We start from the raw sequence: 17,509 nt of genomic DNA, 5'->3' as shown, positions 1-17,509 counted from the left end.
ACGAGGAGACCACACCATGCTGTTGAAGGACAAGATCGTTATCGTATCCGGCATCGGCCCCGGGCTGGGCGTCAAGCTTGCCGTGGAGGCCGCGCGCGAAGGCGCCCGTGCCGTTGCCATCGCCGCGCGCACCGCGGCGAAGCTGGACGACGCCCAGTCCCGCATCGACGCACTGGGCGCCGATTGCGAGGTGCTGAAAGTCGTGACCGACATCACCGACCGGGCCCAGTCCCGGCACCTGGCCAGCGAGACCATGCGCCGCTTCGGCCGCATCGACGCGCTGGTCAACAGCGCCTTCCAGCACGGCAATTTCCCTGAGCCGGTGGAAGCGGCCGACCTGGATGTCTGGCGCCAGGTGTTCGACACCAATGTCTTCGGCACCATGACGCTGACGCAGGAAGTGGTGGCGCTGATGAAGCCGCAGGGCGGCGGCGCCATCGTCATGATCAACACCCAGGCCACGCGCAAGCCGATGCCCGGCGAATCGGGCTACGCGGCGTCCAAGGGCGCGCTGGCGGTGGCGGTCAAGTACCTGGCGCGCGAACTGGGCCCGCATGGCATCCGCGCCAACAGCATCTTCATGGGCTGGATGTGGGGCGAGCCGGTGCAGGGCTATGTGCGCCACGCCGCGGCCGAACATGGCGTGAGCGAGGAAGCGGTGATCGCGCCGGTGGCCGCGCAGATTGCGCTGGGCCGCATGCCGACCGACGACGATTGCGCGCGCGCGGCGCTGTTTCTCGTGTCAGACTATGCCAGGGCGATCAGCGGTGCATCGCTGGACGCCAACGGCGGCGATTTCATGCCCTGAGTCCTGACCACCGCAAGCCTGCCATGACACGTTACTTTGCCTTCAACGGCGACGCCGACGGCCTGTGCGCCCTGCAGCAACTGCGCCTGGCGCATCCCGGCGACGCCACGCTGGTCACCGGCGTCAAGCGCGATATCCGGCTGCTCGAGCGCATCGACGCCGGGCCCGGCGACACCGTGACCGCGCTGGACATCTCGCTAGAGCAGAACCGCGACGGCCTGTTGCGGCTGCTCGGCGCCGGTGCGCGGGTGGACTACTTCGACCACCACCATGCCGGCGAACTGCCCGGGCATGCCGGTTTGCGTGCGCATATCGACGAAGGGCCTGAGGTCTGCACCAGCATCCTGGTCGACCGTCACCTGGATGGCTGCCACCGGCGCTGGGCAATCACCGCCGCGTTCGGCGACAACCTGGGCGGCGTGGCGCGTGCGCTTTCCGTGCAGGCGGGGCTGGGCGAGCGCGATACCGCGGTGCTGGAACGGTTGGGCACGTGCCTGAACTACAACGCCTATGGCGAGTGCGTGGCGGACCTGCATTTCGATCCCGCCGAGCTGGCGCGGCACATATTGCCGTTTGCCGACCCGCTGGACTTCGCGGCGCAATGCGGGGCCTATGCGGTGCTGTGCGACGGCTATGAGGACGACATGGCCCGCGCCCGCTGCCTGGCGCCCGCGCATGAAGTGCCCGGCGCCGCGCTGCTGGTGCTGCCTGACGCGCCGTGGGCGCGGCGGGCAATCGGCGTGCTGGCCAATGAACTGGTGCGCGGCCGGCCCGGCGACGCCATCGGCCTGCTGTCGCCGAAGTCCGGCGGCGGCTTTGCCGTCAGCGTGCGGGTGCCTGCCCACAGCGCCACCGGGGCGGCTGATTTCTGCCGCGGCTTCGAGACCGGCGGCGGCCGGCGCCTGGCAGGCGGCATCAACCACCTGTCAGACGCCGACGCGGAGCGCTTCACGCGCAGCTTTGCCGATTGCTTCGGCTGTCACTCCTGACAGTTCAGCACGGCGGCACGAACTCGGTGACCTCCAGGTCGAAACCGGTGACGGCGCGATACGGCACCGGATGGCTGAGCAGGCGCAGCTTGTGCGCCCCCACATCGCGCAGGATCTGAGCCCCCACCCCCAGCGCGCGTTGCGCGAAGGCCGGCGCCGGCGTCGCGGCAGCCGGCGCTGCCAGCCGGTCCAGCCGCTGTTGCGGCGACTCGCGTTCATCCAGCAGCACCAGCACCCCGCAACCTTCGGCGCCGATACGGGCGAGCGAGCGCTCCAGGTTCCAGGCGGGCAGGGCCGGCGTGCCGAAGCCCAGCACGTCGCGCTGCATTTCCACCGCCTGGACACGCGTCAGCACCGGCAGTTGCGGGTCGGGCTGGCCCAGCACCAGCGCGAGATGGAGTGCATCGACTGGCGCGTCATGGTAGGCGTGCACGGTGAAGCGTCCGAAGGGCGTGGCCAGTTCGGTCGAGTGCGTGCGGCGCAGCGTGCCTTCGGTCAGCAGGCGGTGATGGATCAGCCCGCTGATTGAAACCGCCGGCAGGCCGTGGTGCTGTGCGAACGCCAGCAGCGCGGGGCCGCGCAACAGGTCGCCGTCGTCATCGAGCAGCATCGCATAGGCGCCTGCGGCGACGCGCCCGGCCAGCGCCGGCAGGTCGGCGCAGGCTTCGGCAAAGCCCGCGCGGCGCAGCACGCCGTCGGGCTGCGCCACTACCGGGAAGATGTGGCCGGGCTGGACCAGGTCATGCGGCTGCGCGCGCGGGGCCGCCGCCACGCGCAGCGTGAGCGCGCGGTCGGCGGCGGAGATGCCGGTGCTGACGCCGGTAGCCGCCTCGATCGACACCGTGTAGCGCTCGCGCTGGCGGTGGTTCGCGGCCATCGGCGGCAGCTGCAGCAGCTCGCGGCGCGCCTCGGTGATCGCCATGCAGACCAGGCCGCGCGCCTCGGCGGCCATGAAATTGACATCGGCCTCGCCGGCACGCTCGGCGGCAACCAGCACGCAGCCGGTGGCCTCGTCGGTCTCGTCCTCGATCACCACTACGCGCTGGCCCGCGGCCAGCGCGGCCAGCACGTCGGCCATCGGCGGCAGGATGGTGGCCGGGCTCATGCTGCCTCCTGCCGGCCATTGCCACCAAAGGCCTGCCGCAGCGACGCCGCGGCCGCATCCAGCGCCTGGCTGGCGGCATCGATCATCCCTTGCATGCTGATGAAGCCATGGAACTGGCCGGGCCAGCGGCGCACGGTGGCGCTGCCGCCCGCGCGCTGCAGGGCCTCGCCATAGGCCTCGCCCTGGTCGCGCAACGGGTCGAATTCGGCGGTGATGATGGTGGCGGGCGGCAGGCCATGCAGGTTTCGCTGGCGCAGCGGGCTGGCGCGCACATCGGTAGCGTCGGCGGCGTTGGGCAGGTATTGAGCGCGATACCAGTCGAGCTCCGCGGCGCTGAGGAAGTAGCCCTGCGCGCATTCGCGGTAGCTGGCGCTGGCGGCCGCGGCGTCGCTGCAGTCCAGGTAGGGGTAGAGCAGCAGCTGGTGCCGCAGGGCGATGCCGCTGCCGCGCAACTGCTGGCAGGCCACGGCGGCGAGGTTGCCGCCGGCACTGTCGCCGGCCACGGCCAGCCGGGCCGGGTCGGCGCCCAGTTGCGCCGCATGCGCGGCCGCCCAGCGCACCGCCGCGACGGCGTCGTCGGCGGCGGCCGGGAAGCGCGCTTCGGGCGCCAGCCGGTAATCGACTGACAGCACCAGCGCACCGCTGCGGCGCGCCAGGCCGCGGCAGATGTTGTCGTGCGAATCGAGGCCGCAGAGCACAAAGCCGCCGCCGTGGAAATAGACCACAAGCGGCAGGTCTGTGCCGGCGTCGGGCCGGTACAGGCGGGCTTTCAAGGGGCCTGCTGCACCGTCGATGGTGAGGTCTTGCTGCGCGGCGATGGTGTCGCCTGGGGCGAACGCGGGCATGGCCGCCAGCGCGGCGCGGTAGTCGGCGGCGCGCAGGGTGGAGAAATCGGGGCTGGGCATGGCGGCCATGGCTTCAAGCACGGCGCGGGCCTGGGGATCGAGCGGCATGGGGTCTCCTGGATGGCAGTGGGGAAATCAGTGTCAGAGCGCGAACGCCGGCGGGCTGCCGGCGACGATGCCTTGCGCGCGCGCCAGCGCCGCGTGCGCGGCCTGCTCGTGCGGCAGGATCCAGAACTGGCCAGCCGAGACGCCATCCAGGATGTAGCGCGCGACCGCGTCCGGCGTCATGCCGGCGGCAATGCCGCTGCGCAGCGCGCCGTTCATCTGGTGCACCTCCTGCGGCCCGCCGCCATCCAGGCCCGCTGCGATACCGGTGGCAACCGGGCCGGGGCAGACCACGGACACGCCCAGCGGCAGGCCCGCCGCCTGCAACTCCAGCGCGAGCCCTTCGCTCAGCGCCACCACGGCTTGCTTGGACAGCGTGTAGGGGGCCAGCCACGGCCCCACGGCCAGCCCGGCCATCGAGGCCACGTTGACGATATGGCCGGCGCCTTGCGCCGCCATGCGAGGCACGAAGCAGCGCAGCGCGTGCAGCACGCTCCACAGGTTGACGCGCATGACGTGGTCGAACACCTCCGGCGGCAGCTCCCAGCAGCGGCCGGTGGCGAGCACGCCGGCGTTGTTGACCAGCAGGTCGACCCGGCCCAACCGCTGGAAGCTTTCCTCGCACAGGTGCTCGATCTGCCGCACGTCGCAGACATCGGTGGGCACTGCGATGACATCAGCCCCCTGGCCGGCAAGCGCCGTGCGCGCCGCTTCGAGCGCATCGGCGTCAATGTCCGCCAGCGCCAGCGCATAGCCCTGCGCGGCCAGTGCCTGGGCGAGCGCGCGGCCGATGCCGCTGGCCGCTCCGGTGATCACTGCGGCCTGCTGCCGCGGGTTTGCCGCCATGGTTGTGGTTCTCCGTGAAATGAAGGCGGCGGGAATCGCCGCGCATGGTGTCTTGTAGCGGCGGCGCGGCGGCACGGCATCGTCTGTTTGGGTAGGGCGGGCGGCGTCACATGGTGCCTAGGGGTTTGCCCTCGACAGGCCGGCTATGGGTCTGTCCTTAGTCTGTTTGGAGTATGTGTTCGTGCTGCCGGCGCGTGAGGATTGGCCTGTCCCGCGGGACTAGTCCGGCCAGCATGTGCAGCCGGTCTTGCCTAGGGCAAACCATGAAGGCGGGGGGGCAAGCCACGATCCCTTTGCCGTCCCTATAATCGGGGCACAAAAAAGGGCCATAGAGCCCGTAGCAAGCCAGCCGCCCCGGCATGTCCGAAGCGCTGCGCACGCCACAATGGAGACAGAGGAAATGCTGATGGAGGTTAGCCAGAACCAGGCGACCGCACACCTGTTCGCGCAGACGACGGTGTCGCTGTCGGAGTTCAGCACATTGCTGGGCAATATCTACCAGGGCCCGATGGAGCAGGTGCCCTGGGGCAAGGCGCTGGAGCAGATCCGCCGGCAGCTCAATGCCAACTATTGCACGCTGATCCTGCGCTCGCCGGCGACGGACCGCCCCGGGCTGATGATCAATGCGTCCGAGCATGGCTCGACTCTGCCGGGCGAGACCTCCTACAACAACTACTACTATGCGCTCGACCCCTTTGTCGGCCTGCCGTCGGACCGGGTGGTGACCATCGACGAGCACCTGGGGCCCGGTGTCTGGTGCCAGAGCGAGCTCTACCAGCAGTTTCTGAAGGACATCGGCATCCGCTATATCCTGGGCGCGGACCTGCGTACCGATGACGGTGTCGAATGCCGCTTCCGCGTGTGCCGCGAGCATGACGGCCGCGACTTCTCGGCCGCGGACAAGGCGCTGTGCACCGCGCTGCTGCCGCACCTGAAGCGCGCGGTGGACCTGCACTCGCGCATCGACGTGGTCGAGTCGGAGCGCACCGTGTATGCCAGCGCCATCGACCGCATGCTGGTCGGCATGGTGATCCTGGATGAGTCCGGTACCATCATCAAAACCAATGCCGCCGCCGATGAAATCCTTGGCGCCAAGGATGGCATCCGCGTCGCCAAGGGCGGGCTGGACGTGGAATACGGTCAGGAAAACCGCAAGTTCCAGCGTCTGCTGCGCCAGGCGATGATGGGCCACCTCGGCACCACGCCGGCACTGATGGAAGCGATGTCGATCACGCGCCCGTCAGGCAGCGCCAGGCTGGGCGTGCTGATCCGCACGATCCCGCTCAGCGAGTGGTCCGAGGACAACCGCAAGCGCCCGGCCTGCGTGGTGTTCATCCGCGACCCGGAGCGGCGCTCGCAGGCCTCGCACGAGGTGGTGCGCCAACTGTTCGACCTGACCCCGGCGGAGACGCAGCTGGCGCTGCAGCTGGCCAACGGTCTCACGCTCGATGAAGCCGCGGATGAACTCGGCATCAGCAAGAACACGGCGCGCGCGCACCTGCGGGCCATCTTCTCCAAGACCGGCGTGACCCGGCAGGCCACGCTGGTCCGCATGCTGCTGAGCAGCGTGATTTCGCTGGGCTAGGCCACGTAACGCACGTCAGGGCTTTGCGCTGAGCACCAGCGCAAAGCCTTCCGGCGTTTCCAGCACCGCGCGTGTCTCATGCGGCCCCTGCGCCGCGGGCAGCGTCACGCTGGCACCGGCATCCACCAGCCGCGCAATCGCCGCGGCGATATCTTCACCCTCGTCCACCTTGAAGGCCAGCGCCGGCTGGTCCACCAGGCGTTCCTCGCCGGCCACCAGCGCCAGCGTCAGCGCGCCCGCGTCGAGCGCGCAATAGCGGTCTCCATCGCGAAACTTCATGGGTAGTCCGAGTCCTTCCGTAAAGAACGGCAGCGCGGTGTCGATGTCCGCGACGGGGTAAAGCAGCAGCCTGGCTTGCATGGTGTCCTGGTCCTCTGAGTAAAAGCGGGCGTGATGCCCGTGGCCAATGATAGGGACGCACCATGTCCTGCTCATAATCCAATCAGACGATGTTGCAACGCCTTGCGCCGACCACACTGCGATCACACAGGCCGCTTTGGGCTGGTGGCGCGGCAACGGGCGGCGCCCCGGCGGCGGTCCTGAACCATCAATGCTAGGGAAGGGGACTGCAATGCGTTTTTCGCTGATCTATGAAGCCCAGACCGTCGATGCCTCGCGCGCCGGCGACCACAAGGTGTTCGATGAAATCATGGAACAGGTGGTGCTGGCCGAGGACATGGGCTTTGACGTGGTCTGGGCGGTCGAGCACACCGCGCTGACCAACTACGCGCACATGAGCGCGCCGGAAACCTTTTTGGCCTTCGTCGCCGGGCGCACGCAGCGCATCGGCATCGGCCACGGCGTGGTGTGCCTGCCGCCGGCGATGAACCATCCGGTCAAGGTGGCCGAGCGCATCGCCACGCTGGACATCCTGTCCGGCGGCCGCGTGCACTTCGGCGTGGGCAAGGGCGGCACCCAGCAGGAGGCCGGCACCTTCGGCTATGACCTGAACAGCCTGCACCCGATGATCGACGAGTCGATGTATCTGATCCCGAAGATCCTCACGCAAGATGAGATCGAGCACGACGGCGAGTTCATCAAGATCCCGCGCCGCCCGATCCACCCCAAGCCGCGCCAGGACCCGCACCCGCTGATGTACCTGGCCTGCACCAATGCCGACACGCTGCAGCGCGCCGGCGCGCGCGGCATGGGTGCGCTGGTGCTGGGCTTCGGCGGCCCCGAGGATGTGGCCAAGAAGAACGAGGTCTACCGTGCTGCGTGGGAAACGCGCAAGCCCGAGGACCAGGTGGGCTTCCGCCCGCACCAGCACCTGGCCGCGCTGTGCCCGACCATCGTGCTGGAAGACGGCCTGGCCGCGCGCAAGATCGGCATCAAGGGCCAGCGCTATTTCATGGAGTCGCTGTCGTACTGGTATGCCGGCGGCGAGCGCCCCGACCCGTCTGCCTGGGACGACGAGCACGTCACTGCCACGGATGCGCAGGGCAAGGCCGTGATCAACACGAAGTTCGCCTCGGAGAAGGTCTCGGTGGACTTCAGCGACCCGTCGATGATGATGCTCAACCCCAACCATGCCTACGGCACGGTGGAGGATTGCATCGGCTACGTGCAGCGCCTGATCGATGCCGGCGCCGACGAGATCCTGTTCATCTGCCAGATGGGCACGGTGCCGCAGTGGGCGCAGCTCGAGACCATTCGCAATATCGGTGAGTACGTGATCCCGCATTTCCGCAAGCAGGGCCGCAAGCTGCGCGCGCTGGCCTGAGGGTTTGCTTTCTCTCGGGTTTTCTCCCTCTCCCGCTTGCGGGAGAGAGACCGCGGGAGAGGGCCGGCGCATCCAAGTCCCGCCCCCCAAATCGCGTCATAGCTAGTCCCAACAGACGATGGCACGCCGCTCCACCGGTGCAAACATCGATGCCAGTCCAAGACAAAGCGACATAGCAACAAGGAGACCGCGGTGCATCACGACAACAATCCCAAGGAACTGGCGGCACGGCTGATCGCGCGCGCCGAGCAGATGATTCCGGTACTGGCCCAGCGCGCAGAACAAGCCGAGGCCGACGGGCGCATTCCCGCCGAGACCATCGCCGAGATGCAGGCCGCGGGCTTCTTCAAGGTGCTGCAGCCCCGCCGCCACGGCGGCTACGAGCTCGATCCGCAGACCTTCTTCCGCATCCAGATGGCGCTGGCCAAAGGCTGCATGTCGACGGCCTGGGTCTATGGCGTGGTCGGCGTGCACAACTGGCAGCTGGCCCTGTTCGACGAGCGCGCGCAGCAGGAAGTGTGGGGCAGCAACCCCGCCACGCTGATCGCGTCGACCTATATGCCGGTGGGCAAGGTCACGCCGGTGGAAGGCGGCTATCGCTTCTCCGGCCACTGGAAGTTCTCCAGCGGCAGCGAGCTGTGCGACTGGATCTTCCTGGGCGGGCTGGTGCCGCCGGCCGAGCCGGGCGGCGCCTATGACTACCGCACCTTCCTGCTGCCGCGCTCCGACTACAGGATCGTGCGCAACTGGGATGTGCTGGGCCTACGTGCGACCGGCAGCCACGATATCGTGGTCGATGACGTGTTCGTGCCCGACTACCGCACCCACCGTGCCGTCGATGGCGCGATGGGCACCAGCCCCGGGCTGGCCGTCAATGACGCGCCGCTGTACCAGCTGCCGTTCGCGCAGATCTTCGTGCGCGCGGTGTGCACCGCCTGCATCGGCGCGCTCGAAGGCACGCTCGACGACTTTGTTGCGTACGCCGACGGCCGCGTCAGCAGCAATGGCGGCAGCAAGACCGCGGAAGACGGCGGCGCGCAGATGGCTTGCGCCAATGCACAGGTGGCCATCGACGAGATGCGGACCATCCTCGAGCGCAACTTCGACGAGCTGCTGGCCGTTGCGCGTGAGGGCGGCCAGGTGCAGACACCGCGCCGCCTGCATTTCCGCTACCAGTCCGCGCAAGTGGCCGAGCGCTGCGCGCAGCTGGCCAACGGCCTGCTGCGCTATGCCGGCGGCAACGGCATCTACCGCAGCAACCCGATGGTGCGCCGTTTCCTCGACCTGCACGCGGCCCGCGCCCACTACGCCAACAACCTGGACCGCTTCGGCCAGAACCTGGGCGGCGTGATGATGGGGCGCGCCAACACTGACTTTTTCATCTGAGCCGCATCGGCACGGGAACCCAACATGAGCCAGAGCAGAGCGCGCATGCAGCCCAGCGAGTTTGACGTGGTGGTGGTTGGCTCGGGCGCCGGCGGCATGCTGGCCGCCTGCCGCGCCGCCGACCGCGGTTTGTCGGTGGTGGTGCTGGAGAAGAGCAGCCAGTACGGCGGCACCTCGGCGGTGTCCGGCGGCGGCATCTGGATTCCGCTGAACCACCATATCGCGCCGGCAGGCGGGCAGGACGACTACGCCACGGCGCTGGAATACGTGCTGGCCTGCACCGGTGAGCACGGCGATCCGCAGCGCGTGCGCGCCTACCTGGAGCAGGCGCCGCGTATGCTCCAGTACCTGGAGCAACAGGCCGGCGTGCGGTACTACACGCTGCCGCGCTACGCGGACTACTTCCAGAAACTTCCCGGCGCGATGCCCGGCTACCGCGCGCTCGACCCGATGCCGTTCGACGGCGCGCGGCTGCGCGAGGAGTTCGCGCGGCTGCGGCCGCCATCGCCGGGCACGCTGGTGGCCGGGCGCGTGGCCGTGACCTCGGCCGAGGCGCATGCGCTGCTGTGCCGCGGGCCCGGCTGGCTGGGCCTGGCGGTGCGCCAGTTCGCCCGCTACTGGCTCGACCTCGGCTGGCGCCGCAAGACCCGGCGTGACCGCCGGCTCACGCTCGGAAACAGCCTGGTCGGCGGCCTGCGGCGCGCCATGATGGACCGCGCGATTCCGCTGTGGCTCGATACCGCGCTGCAGGACCTGATTGTCGAGGACGGCACTGTCCGCGGCGTGCGCGCCGTGCAGGACGGGCGCGCGGTCGAGATCCGCGCGCTGCGCGGCGTGATCCTGGCCGCCGGCGGCTTCGAGCGCAACCAGGCGATGCGCGAACAATACCTGCCGCAACCGACCCGGGCCGCCTGGAGTGCGACGCCGCCCAACAACACCGGCGACGCCATCCGCGCCGCCCAGGCCGCGGGTGCCGGTGTGGCGCTGATGTCCCACGTCTGGGGCGCGCCCACCGTGCATGTGCAGGGCGAGGAAAAGCAACGCGCGCTCTTTATCGAGCGCGCCATGCCGGGCTGCCTGGTGGTGAACGGGCAGGGCCGGCGCTTCGTCAACGAGGCCGCGCCGTACTCCGAGTTCGTGCCTGCCATGTACCGCGACCACGAGAAGACCGGCAGCAGCGTGCCGGCGTGGATGGTGTTCGATGCCACTTTCCGCCACAAGTATCCGTGCGGGCCGATCCTGCCGGGCTCGGTCATGCCGGACCGCAGCATTCCCGCAAGCCTGGCCGGCATTCTGGTGCGCGCCGACTCGCTGGCGCAGCTGGCGCAGCAGATCGGTGTCGATGCCGACGGCCTGGCCGAGAGCGTTGCCCGCATGAATGGCTATGCCGCCACCGGCGTGGATGAGGAGTTCGGCAAGGGCGACAACCTGTTCGATACCTACTACAGCGACCCGGCGGTGCGGCCCAATCCCTGCCTTGCGCCGATCGGCAAGGCGCCGTTCTACGCCGTGCGCATCGATGCCGGCGACATCGGCACCAAGGGCGGCCTGGCCACCGACGCCAGCGCGCGCGTGCTGCGCGACGACGGCTCCGCCATCGCCGGGCTCTTCGCCATCGGCAATACCAGTGCCTCGATGATGGGCACCAGCTATCCCGGCGCGGGCTCCACCCTGGGCCCGGCCATGACCTTCGGCTTTATCGCTGCCGACGTGCTCTCGCAGCACGCGCGCCAGCCTGCCGCCGCGCCCCACGCTCAAACCGTACAGGAGGCCCTATGAGCGCCAGTCCCGACACCAGCGCAGAAACCAGCACCGCGCTGCGCGAAGACATGCTGATGGCGATGCGCCGCATGGCGCGCTCGGTGGCGGTGATCAGCTGCCGCCATGGCGAGCGCCGCTATTCGATGTCCGTGACCGCGGTCGATTCGCTGTCCGCGGACCCGCCCTCGCTGCTGATCTGCATCAACCGGAATTCGTCGATCTACCCGCCGCTGGATGCCGGCGCTGACTTCTGCATCAACCTGCTGGCCGCGGACCACCGCGATATCGCGGTCGATTGCAGCGGCCGGCTCAAGGGCGAAGAGCGCTTCACGAGTGGCGAGTGGGAAGACGACCTGCTCGGCGTGCCGAGCCTGCGCAACGCCCAGGCCAACCTGTTCTGCCAGCAGGATGGCCGCTTCGACTATGGCACGCACGCGGTCTTCATCGGGCGGCTGCGCGAGGTGCGCCTGGCCGGCGAGGTGTCGCCGCTGGTCTATGTCGACGGCGCCTATACCACGTCCGCGCCGCTGGGCGCGCTGTGTTCGGCATAAACCCTGGAGCGCCGCCAGCATGCATCCTTTGCCCGATTCCGTCACGCCAGTCCACACACCACTGCGGCTGGACGATCCGGACGCGCACCCCTGGCAGGCGGAGTGCGATGCCGTGGTGGTGGGCTTCGGCGCTGCCGGAGCCTGCGCCGCGCTGGAAGCCGCGCATGGCGGCGCACGCGTGATCGTTGCGGAACGCTTTGAAGGCGGGGGCGCCAGCGCGAAGAGCGGCGGGGTGGTCTATGCCGGCGGCGGCACGCCCTACCAACGTGCCGCGGGCTATGCCGATACACCGCAGGCGATGGCGGACTACCTGCGCCAGGAAACCGGCGGGGTCGTCAGCGATGCCACGCTGCAGGACTTCTGCCAGCGCAGCCGCGAGATGATCGGATGGCTGGAGGCCCTGGGCACGCGCTTTGCCGCCACCGTGCCGCCGCGCAAGACCTCGTATCCGGCGCAGCCCTATTACCTCTACTACTCCGGCAACGAAGCGGTGGCCGCCTATGCGCAGCACGCCGCGCCCGCGCCGCGCGGTCACCGCGTGAAAGGCCCCGGCATGTCCGGCCGCACCCTGTACGGCGTGCTGCGCACCGCCGTGCAGGCCCGGCCGGAAGTGACGGTGATGCGCCAGACCGCGGCGCGACGGCTGATCCTGGACAAGTCCGGCGCGGTCGTCGGTATCGAGTTGTGGCAGGTGCCGCCGGGCCGCCACCAGAAGCGCCACAGCCGCCTCGCGCGCCTGGCCGAGCGCCTGCACAACGCCATGCCGGCGTTGGCCGATCTGCTGCGCGAGCGCGTGCTGCAGCTGGAACTGCGGCATGCGCGCCCGGTCGCGGTGCGCACCGGCGCGGTGGTGCTGGCCACCGGGGGCTTTATCTTCAACCGCGCCATGGTGGCGCGCCACGCGGGCAAGTACCTGCAGACCTGGCGCCTTGGCGCGACCGGCTGCGACGGCAGCGGTATCCGCCTCGGCGAGTCGGCGGGCGCGGCCACGCGGCACCTGGAGCGCGTGTCGGCCTGGCGCTTCATCAATCCGCCGTTCGACTGGGCGCGCGGTTGCGTGGTCGATGCGCAGGGCGCGCGCATCGGCAATGAGGAAACCTATGGCGCCACCCTTGGCCACGCCATCTGCGAACGGCACGGCGGGCGGGCCTGGCTGATCCTGAACCGCGAACTGGCGCGAGCCGCGCTGCGCGAATGCCTCGCCGGCCGGCTGTGGGCCTTCCAGGCCTTGCCGGCGGCACTGCTGATGCTTGCGGGGGCGCGGCGCGCCTCCAGCCTCGAAGCGCTTGCCGGCAAGCTGGGCATGCCCGGCGCAGCGCTGCGGGCTACCGTCGGCGCCTATAACGCCGCGGCTCGCGGCGAGAATCCCGATCCGGCCGGCAAGTCGGCGGCCATGTGCGCGTCGCTCGAAACCGGACCCTGGCTTGCCATCGACATCTCGGCCAACAGCCGCGTTTTTCCCTGTCCGGCCATCACGCTGGGCGGCCTGTCGGTGGAAGAGTCCAGTGGCCGTGTGCTGGCTGCCGCCGGCGGGGCACCCATTGAAGGGCTCTACGCCGTGGGCCGCACTGCCGTCGGCATCGCATCCAATCATTACGTAAGCGGCCTGTCGCTTGCCGACTGCATCTGGTCGGGACGCAACGCGGGCCGCCATCTGACACGACAGCCTGCCGTCGACCGGCGGGCACACACCAACGAGGAGACGACTCATGAGCCGACGTACTGAAGGAAAGATCGCCATTGTCACCGGGGCCGCCAGCGGCGTCGGCAAGGAAGACGCACTGCTGCTGGCGCGCGAAGGCGCACGCGTGGTGCTGACCGACCTCAACGAGGAAGCCGGCCATGCGCTGGCGCGCGAGATCGGCGAGACCGCGCTGTTCGTGCCGCACGACATTGCCAGCGAAGCCGGCTGGCAGCAGGTGATGGCGCGCACCGAAAAGCAATTCGGCGCGCCCAGCGTGCTGGTCAACAATGCCGCCATCCTGATGCTGGGTTCGGTCGAGGACGCCACGCTGGAGCAATGGCAGCGCGTGATGCGCATCAACGCCGACGGCTACTTCCTCGGCTGCAAGTACGGCGTGGCCGCGATGAAGGCGGGCGGCGGCAGCATCGTCAATATGTCGTCGGTGGCGGCGCTGGGCGGCATGGGCGCGTTCTGCGCCTACAGCGCCAGCAAGGGCGCGGTGGCCGCGCTCACGCGCGCCGTGGCCGGGCACTGCAAGCAGAGCGGCTACCGCGTCCGCTGCAACTCGATCCACCCGGATGGCATCCTCACGCCGATGACCGCGGCCTTCCTGCCGGGCGGCGCCACGGCCCTGCCAGAGGAAGTGGGCGGCGCCGAGCCGATGCAGCGCATGTGCCATCCGCGCGACGTGGCCAACCTGGTGCTGTTCCTGGCCTCCGACGAATCGCGCTTTATCAACGGCGCGGAACTGCGCATCGACAACGCGCAGACCATCATGGGCGTGGCCTGAGCGCGCCCCAAGCAGAAGAAGGACATCATGGCGCCAGTGCAATTCCACCGGCTGCAGATCGCCGAAGTCGTCACGGAAACGGACCAGGCGCATTCGCTGGTATTCGCGCTGCCGGACGGCCTGCGCGAGACGTTTTCCTACCGTCCGGGCCAGTTCCTGACCTTGCGTGTGCCCGTGGACGGCGTGCCGCTGCAGCGCTGCTATTCGCTGTCGAGCACGCCGGGCGTCGACGGTGCCTTGCGCGTGACGGTCAAGCGCGTGCAGAGCGGGCGCGTATCCAACTGGATCTGCGACAACCTGGGCGCGGGCGACACGGTCGAGGTGATGCCGCCCGCCGGTGTATTCACCCCGCCCGCGCTGCATGGCGATTTCCTGCTGCTGGCCGGCGGCAGCGGCATCACGCCGGTGCTGTCGATCGCCAAGGCGGCGCTGCGCCACGGGCGCGGCGCGGTCACGCTGGTCTATGCCAACCGCGACGAGCGCTCCATCATCTTTCGCGAGGCGCTTGCGGAACTGGCGCGCAGCCACCCCGGACGGTTGCGCGTGATCCATTGGCTGGACAGCGTGCAGGGACCGCCCACGCAGCGCCAGATCGAGGAACTGGTGCGGCCGTGGAGCGTGGCGCAATGCTTTGTCTGCGGGCCCGGCCCGTTCATGGACGGCGCCCAGGCCGCGCTGCAGGCCCTGGGGGTGCCGCGCGGGCAGCTGCATGTGGAGCGCTTCGTGTCCTTGCCCGATGCGCCGGCGGCGAAGGTGCCGGCGAGCGGGGTCGCTAGTGCCGGGGACGCCGCCCAGGCGCCTTCCGTGCCCGCGATGCACGGTGCCGCCCTGACCGTGCAACTGGACGGCGAGACCCACCACGTCGGCGTGGCGCCGGACGAAACCGTGCTCGATGCCCTGCAGCGCGCCGGCGTGGCCGCGCCCAATTCCTGCCGCGCCGGGCTGTGCGGCGCCTGCATGTGCCAGGTGACGCAGGGCGACGTAACGCTCGGCGAGAACCATGTGCTCGACCGCGCCGACCTGGAGGCGGGCTGGACCCTGGCTTGCCAGGCCCGCCCGGCCAGCGGTGAAATCCACCTGAAGTTCCCGGATTGACATGACTCCATCTGACACCATCGACGCCATTGTGGCACCGGCCGGCATCGAAGCCGCGGCAAATGACAACGTTGCCGAGACCATTCCCGACCTGGTGCGGCGCGCCGCCAGGCGCCACGGCGAGCGCATCGCCATCCAGGAAGACGGGCTGCGCCTGACCTATGCGGCGCTCGACGCCAGCCGGATACAGGCGGCCCGGGCGCTGATGGCGCTGGGCGTTCAGCCGGGCGACCGGGTTGCCGTCTGGGCGCCGAACTACTCCGAATGGATCATTGCGGCGCTGGCCACGCACAGCGTGGGCGCGGCGCTGGTGCCGCTCAACACGCGCATGAAGGGGGGCGAAGCCGGTGCGGTGCTGGCCGACAGCGGCGCGCGCCTGCTGTTCTGCGTCGACGGCTTCCTGGGCGAAAGCTATCCGCAGATGCTGGCCCCGCACCGCCCCGCCACGCTGGAGCGGCTGGTGATCCTGCGTCCCGGGCAGGGCCGGGCGCCCGGACCGGACGAGCTGACCTGGGAAGCCTTCCTCGCGCTGGCGCCACAGGCGGATATGGCGGCATTCGCGAAGCGCGAGGCCGGCGTGCGCGGCGACACGCTGATGGACATCATGTTCACCTCGGGCACCACCGGGCGTCCCAAGGGCGTGATGACCGCCCACGCGCAGAACCTGCGCGCTATCGACGGCTGGGCCGCCATCACGGGGGTGCGGCCGGGCGACCGCTACCTGATCGTCAATCCGTTCTTCCATACCTTCGGCTACAAGGCCGGATGGCTCGCCGCGCTGTCGTGCGGGGCCACGGTGCTGCCCCACCTGGTGTTCGACGCCGAGGCGGTGATGACACGCGTGGAGAACGAACGCATCACGGTGCTGCCAGGGCCGCCCACGCTCTACCAGACGCTGCTCAACGCGCCGCGCCTGCGCGAGTTCGACCTGTCCTCGCTGCGCGTCGCGGTGACGGGCGCCTCGGCGATTGCGCCCGTTCTGATCCAGCGCATGCGCGACGAACTGGGCTTCGACACCATCATCACCGGCTACGGCCTGACCGAATCGTGCGGCTTTGCCACGTTGACCCGCGCCGGCGATGACGCTGAAACGGTTGCCGCCACATCCGGCCGCGCCATGCCAGGCATCGAGATCCGCTGCATCGATGCGCAGGGGCAGCCGGTCGACACCGGGCAGCCGGGCGAGGTGCTGGTGCGCGGCTACAACGTGATGCAGGGCTACTTCGGCTTGCCCGAAGCCACCGTCGAAGCCATCGACGGCGACGGCTGGCTGCATACCGGCGATGTCGGCACGCTCGATACGCGCGGCTACCTGTGCATCACCGACCGCATCAAGGACATGTTTATCGTGGGCGGCTTCAACTGCTACCCGGCCGAGGTGGAAAAGCTGCTGGTGGCCCACCCGGCCGTGGCCCAGGTGGCCGTGGTGGGCATGCCGCACGAGCGGCTGGGCGAAGTGGGGCGCGCTTACGTGGTGCTGCGCCACGGCGCGCGCGTGGACGCCGACACCCTGATCGCCTGGGCGCGCCGGCACATGGCCAACTACAAGGTGCCGCGCGAGGTACTGTTCGTGACGTCGCTGCCGGTCAGCGCCGCAGGCAAGGTGCTGAAGTACCAGTTGCGTGAAGCCTGATCAAGGGGGAATCCATCATGACCGATATCGCCAACATTGCCGGCCGCGTGGCACGGCTGGAAGCCGCGGAGGCGATCCGCGCGCTCAAGCTGCGCTACCTGCGCGCCTGCGATGACAAGGACCCCGACGCGATGCGCGGGTGTTTTGTGCCGGACAACGCGCATATCCACTACGATCGGATCGGCAGCTTTGCCGGGCGTGATGCGCTGGTGCAGTGCTTTGCGGAACTGGCGTGCCGGCCCACGCTGCGGGAGATGCACTTCGCCGGGCAGGCGGATATCCGCGTGTTGGATGACAATACCGCGCAGGGTAGCTGGGATCTGGCGTACCTGGCGCTGGATGATGCCAGTGGTTCGCGTACCTTTCTAACGGGACGTTATGCGGATGAGTATGTGCGGATCGATGGTGCGTGGCTGATCCGTTCGACGGTGTTCACGACAGGCTTGTTGTCGCAGGGAGGGTAGGAGGCCGCGCTTGTTTGCTCCCCTCTCCCGCTTGCGCTTGCCTTTACCCACATCTCGATAGGAAAGGTTGTAAACCGGATTGGACGGTGTTAACTTCGGGTGAAGTTGACAATCAGTGGTGGCAATTTTGCCTGATACG

At 69.2% G+C, this 17,509-nt stretch carries 16 protein-coding genes; 12 read left to right on the top strand and 4 right to left on the bottom strand.

Translation table 11 applies throughout. From position 1 onward, the window contains the following. Nucleotides 1–16 precede the first annotated feature (16 nt). Both DN412_RS31920 and DN412_RS31915 read left to right on the top strand, forming a co-directional pair. Nucleotides 17–808 (top strand): SDR family oxidoreductase, encoded by a 792-nt coding sequence (locus DN412_RS31920; protein WP_115215235.1) that lies wholly within the window; start codon nt 17–19, stop codon nt 806–808. A gap of 23 nt (nt 809–831) precedes the next feature. Next, nucleotides 832–1,797 carry an acetyltransferase gene (locus tag DN412_RS31915; protein WP_115215234.1) on the top strand — a complete coding sequence of 322 codons (966 nt, stop codon included), beginning with the start codon at nt 832–834 and terminating at the stop codon, nt 1,795–1,797. 4 nt (nt 1,798–1,801) lie between these two features. On the opposite strand, the gene DN412_RS31910 is transcribed toward DN412_RS31915, so the two are convergent. From DN412_RS31910 to DN412_RS31900, 3 genes are read right to left on the bottom strand one after another with little or no spacing between them, the layout of a single operon-like run. Beyond that, entirely contained in the window at nt 1,802–2,902 is a 1,101-nt protein-coding gene (locus DN412_RS31910) for a 3,4-dihydroxy-2-butanone-4-phosphate synthase (RefSeq protein WP_115215233.1), read from the bottom strand. Continuing rightward, entirely contained in the window at nt 2,899–3,855 is a 957-nt protein-coding gene (locus DN412_RS31905; RefSeq protein ID WP_115215232.1) for an alpha/beta hydrolase, read from the bottom strand. The genes DN412_RS31910 and DN412_RS31905 overlap by 4 nt, the downstream gene beginning before the upstream one ends. Before the next feature lie 33 nt (nt 3,856–3,888). Then, on the bottom strand, nt 3,889–4,698 hold the full coding sequence (locus DN412_RS31900) for an SDR family NAD(P)-dependent oxidoreductase (RefSeq protein ID WP_115215231.1): 810 nt from the start codon (nt 4,696–4,698) through the stop codon (nt 3,889–3,891). A gap of 400 nt (nt 4,699–5,098) precedes the next feature. Between DN412_RS31900 and DN412_RS31895 the strand changes: the two genes are divergently transcribed. Continuing rightward, nucleotides 5,099–6,283, top strand: coding sequence for a helix-turn-helix transcriptional regulator (locus DN412_RS31895; protein WP_115215230.1), 1,185 nt, complete (start codon nt 5,099–5,101; stop codon nt 6,281–6,283). Nucleotides 6,284–6,298: 15 nt separating this feature from the next. On the opposite strand, the gene DN412_RS31890 is transcribed toward DN412_RS31895, so the two are convergent. After that, nucleotides 6,299–6,643, bottom strand: a complete 345-nt coding sequence (locus DN412_RS31890) for a VOC family protein (RefSeq protein WP_115215229.1) — start codon at nt 6,641–6,643, stop codon at nt 6,299–6,301. Nucleotides 6,644–6,854: 211 nt separating this feature from the next. Here DN412_RS31890 and DN412_RS31885 point away from each other — a divergent pair, with 211 nt between their 5' ends. The 9 genes from DN412_RS31885 to DN412_RS31845 all read left to right on the top strand — a co-directional run bounded on the left by DN412_RS31885 (nt 6,855) and on the right by DN412_RS31845 (nt 17,370). After that, entirely contained in the window at nt 6,855–8,006 is a 1,152-nt protein-coding gene (locus DN412_RS31885) for an LLM class flavin-dependent oxidoreductase (RefSeq protein WP_115215228.1), read from the top strand. A 192-nt stretch (nt 8,007–8,198) separates the two neighbouring features. Continuing rightward, a complete protein-coding gene (locus DN412_RS31880) occupies nt 8,199–9,392 on the top strand; it encodes a flavin-dependent monooxygenase (RefSeq protein WP_115215227.1) in 1,194 nt (397 codons plus the stop codon). Nucleotides 9,393–9,416: 24 nt separating this feature from the next. Beyond that, nucleotides 9,417–11,171 carry an FAD-dependent oxidoreductase gene (locus tag DN412_RS31875; protein ID WP_115215226.1) on the top strand — a complete coding sequence of 585 codons (1,755 nt, stop codon included), beginning with the start codon at nt 9,417–9,419 and terminating at the stop codon, nt 11,169–11,171. Further along, nucleotides 11,168–11,704, top strand: coding sequence for a flavin reductase family protein (locus DN412_RS31870; protein WP_115215225.1), 537 nt, complete (start codon nt 11,168–11,170; stop codon nt 11,702–11,704). The genes DN412_RS31875 and DN412_RS31870 overlap by 4 nt, the downstream gene beginning before the upstream one ends. Nucleotides 11,705–11,723: 19 nt before the next feature. Further along, nucleotides 11,724–13,430 (top strand): FAD-binding protein, encoded by a 1,707-nt coding sequence (locus DN412_RS31865; RefSeq protein WP_115215224.1) that lies wholly within the window; start codon nt 11,724–11,726, stop codon nt 13,428–13,430. Then, nucleotides 13,414–14,178: an SDR family oxidoreductase gene (locus tag DN412_RS31860; RefSeq protein WP_115215223.1), complete on the top strand. Its 765-nt coding sequence runs from the start codon at nt 13,414–13,416 to the stop codon at nt 14,176–14,178. Before DN412_RS31865 ends, DN412_RS31860 begins: the two co-directional genes overlap by 17 nt. A gap of 27 nt (nt 14,179–14,205) precedes the next feature. Further along, nucleotides 14,206–15,273, top strand: coding sequence for a ferredoxin--NADP reductase (locus DN412_RS31855; protein ID WP_115215222.1), 1,068 nt, complete (start codon nt 14,206–14,208; stop codon nt 15,271–15,273). 1 nt (nt 15,274) lies between these two features. After that, on the top strand, nt 15,275–16,906 hold the full coding sequence (locus DN412_RS31850) for a FadD3 family acyl-CoA ligase (protein ID WP_115215221.1): 1,632 nt from the start codon (nt 15,275–15,277) through the stop codon (nt 16,904–16,906). A 17-nt stretch (nt 16,907–16,923) separates the two neighbouring features. Then, on the top strand, nt 16,924–17,370 hold the full coding sequence (locus DN412_RS31845; protein WP_208647694.1) for a nuclear transport factor 2 family protein: 447 nt from the start codon (nt 16,924–16,926) through the stop codon (nt 17,368–17,370). The last annotated feature ends 139 nt before the right edge of the window (nt 17,371–17,509 follow it).

The organism is Cupriavidus lacunae, assembly GCF_003353055.1.
Taxonomy (GTDB): domain Bacteria; phylum Pseudomonadota; class Gammaproteobacteria; order Burkholderiales; family Burkholderiaceae; genus Cupriavidus; species Cupriavidus lacunae.
The sequence above is the reverse complement of the archived record's forward strand: the minus strand, read 5'-3'. Positions and strand labels throughout refer to the sequence as shown.

Excerpts from the sequence above, each read along its gene's own strand:
- DN412_RS31920 (WP_115215235.1), top strand. The coding sequence starts at position 17 with ATGCTGTTGAAGGACAAGATCGTTATCGTATCCGGCATCGGCCCCGGG.
- DN412_RS31915 (WP_115215234.1), top strand. The coding sequence starts at position 832 with ATGACACGTTACTTTGCCTTCAACGGCGACGCCGACGGCCTGTGCGCC.
- DN412_RS31910 (WP_115215233.1), bottom strand. The coding sequence starts at position 2,902 with ATGAGCCCGGCCACCATCCTGCCGCCGATGGCCGACGTGCTGGCCGCG.
- DN412_RS31905 (WP_115215232.1), bottom strand. The coding sequence starts at position 3,855 with ATGCCGCTCGATCCCCAGGCCCGCGCCGTGCTTGAAGCCATGGCCGCC.
- DN412_RS31900 (WP_115215231.1), bottom strand. The coding sequence starts at position 4,698 with ATGGCGGCAAACCCGCGGCAGCAGGCCGCAGTGATCACCGGAGCGGCC.
- DN412_RS31895 (WP_115215230.1), top strand. The coding sequence starts at position 5,099 with ATGCTGATGGAGGTTAGCCAGAACCAGGCGACCGCACACCTGTTCGCG.
- DN412_RS31890 (WP_115215229.1), bottom strand. The coding sequence starts at position 6,643 with ATGCAAGCCAGGCTGCTGCTTTACCCCGTCGCGGACATCGACACCGCG.
- DN412_RS31885 (WP_115215228.1), top strand. The coding sequence starts at position 6,855 with ATGCGTTTTTCGCTGATCTATGAAGCCCAGACCGTCGATGCCTCGCGC.
- DN412_RS31875 (WP_115215226.1), top strand. The coding sequence starts at position 9,417 with ATGAGCCAGAGCAGAGCGCGCATGCAGCCCAGCGAGTTTGACGTGGTG.
- DN412_RS31870 (WP_115215225.1), top strand. The coding sequence starts at position 11,168 with ATGAGCGCCAGTCCCGACACCAGCGCAGAAACCAGCACCGCGCTGCGC.
- DN412_RS31865 (WP_115215224.1), top strand. The coding sequence starts at position 11,724 with ATGCATCCTTTGCCCGATTCCGTCACGCCAGTCCACACACCACTGCGG.
- DN412_RS31860 (WP_115215223.1), top strand. The coding sequence starts at position 13,414 with ATGAGCCGACGTACTGAAGGAAAGATCGCCATTGTCACCGGGGCCGCC.
- DN412_RS31855 (WP_115215222.1), top strand. The coding sequence starts at position 14,206 with ATGGCGCCAGTGCAATTCCACCGGCTGCAGATCGCCGAAGTCGTCACG.
- DN412_RS31850 (WP_115215221.1), top strand. The coding sequence starts at position 15,275 with ATGACTCCATCTGACACCATCGACGCCATTGTGGCACCGGCCGGCATC.
- DN412_RS31845 (WP_208647694.1), top strand. The coding sequence starts at position 16,924 with ATGACCGATATCGCCAACATTGCCGGCCGCGTGGCACGGCTGGAAGCC.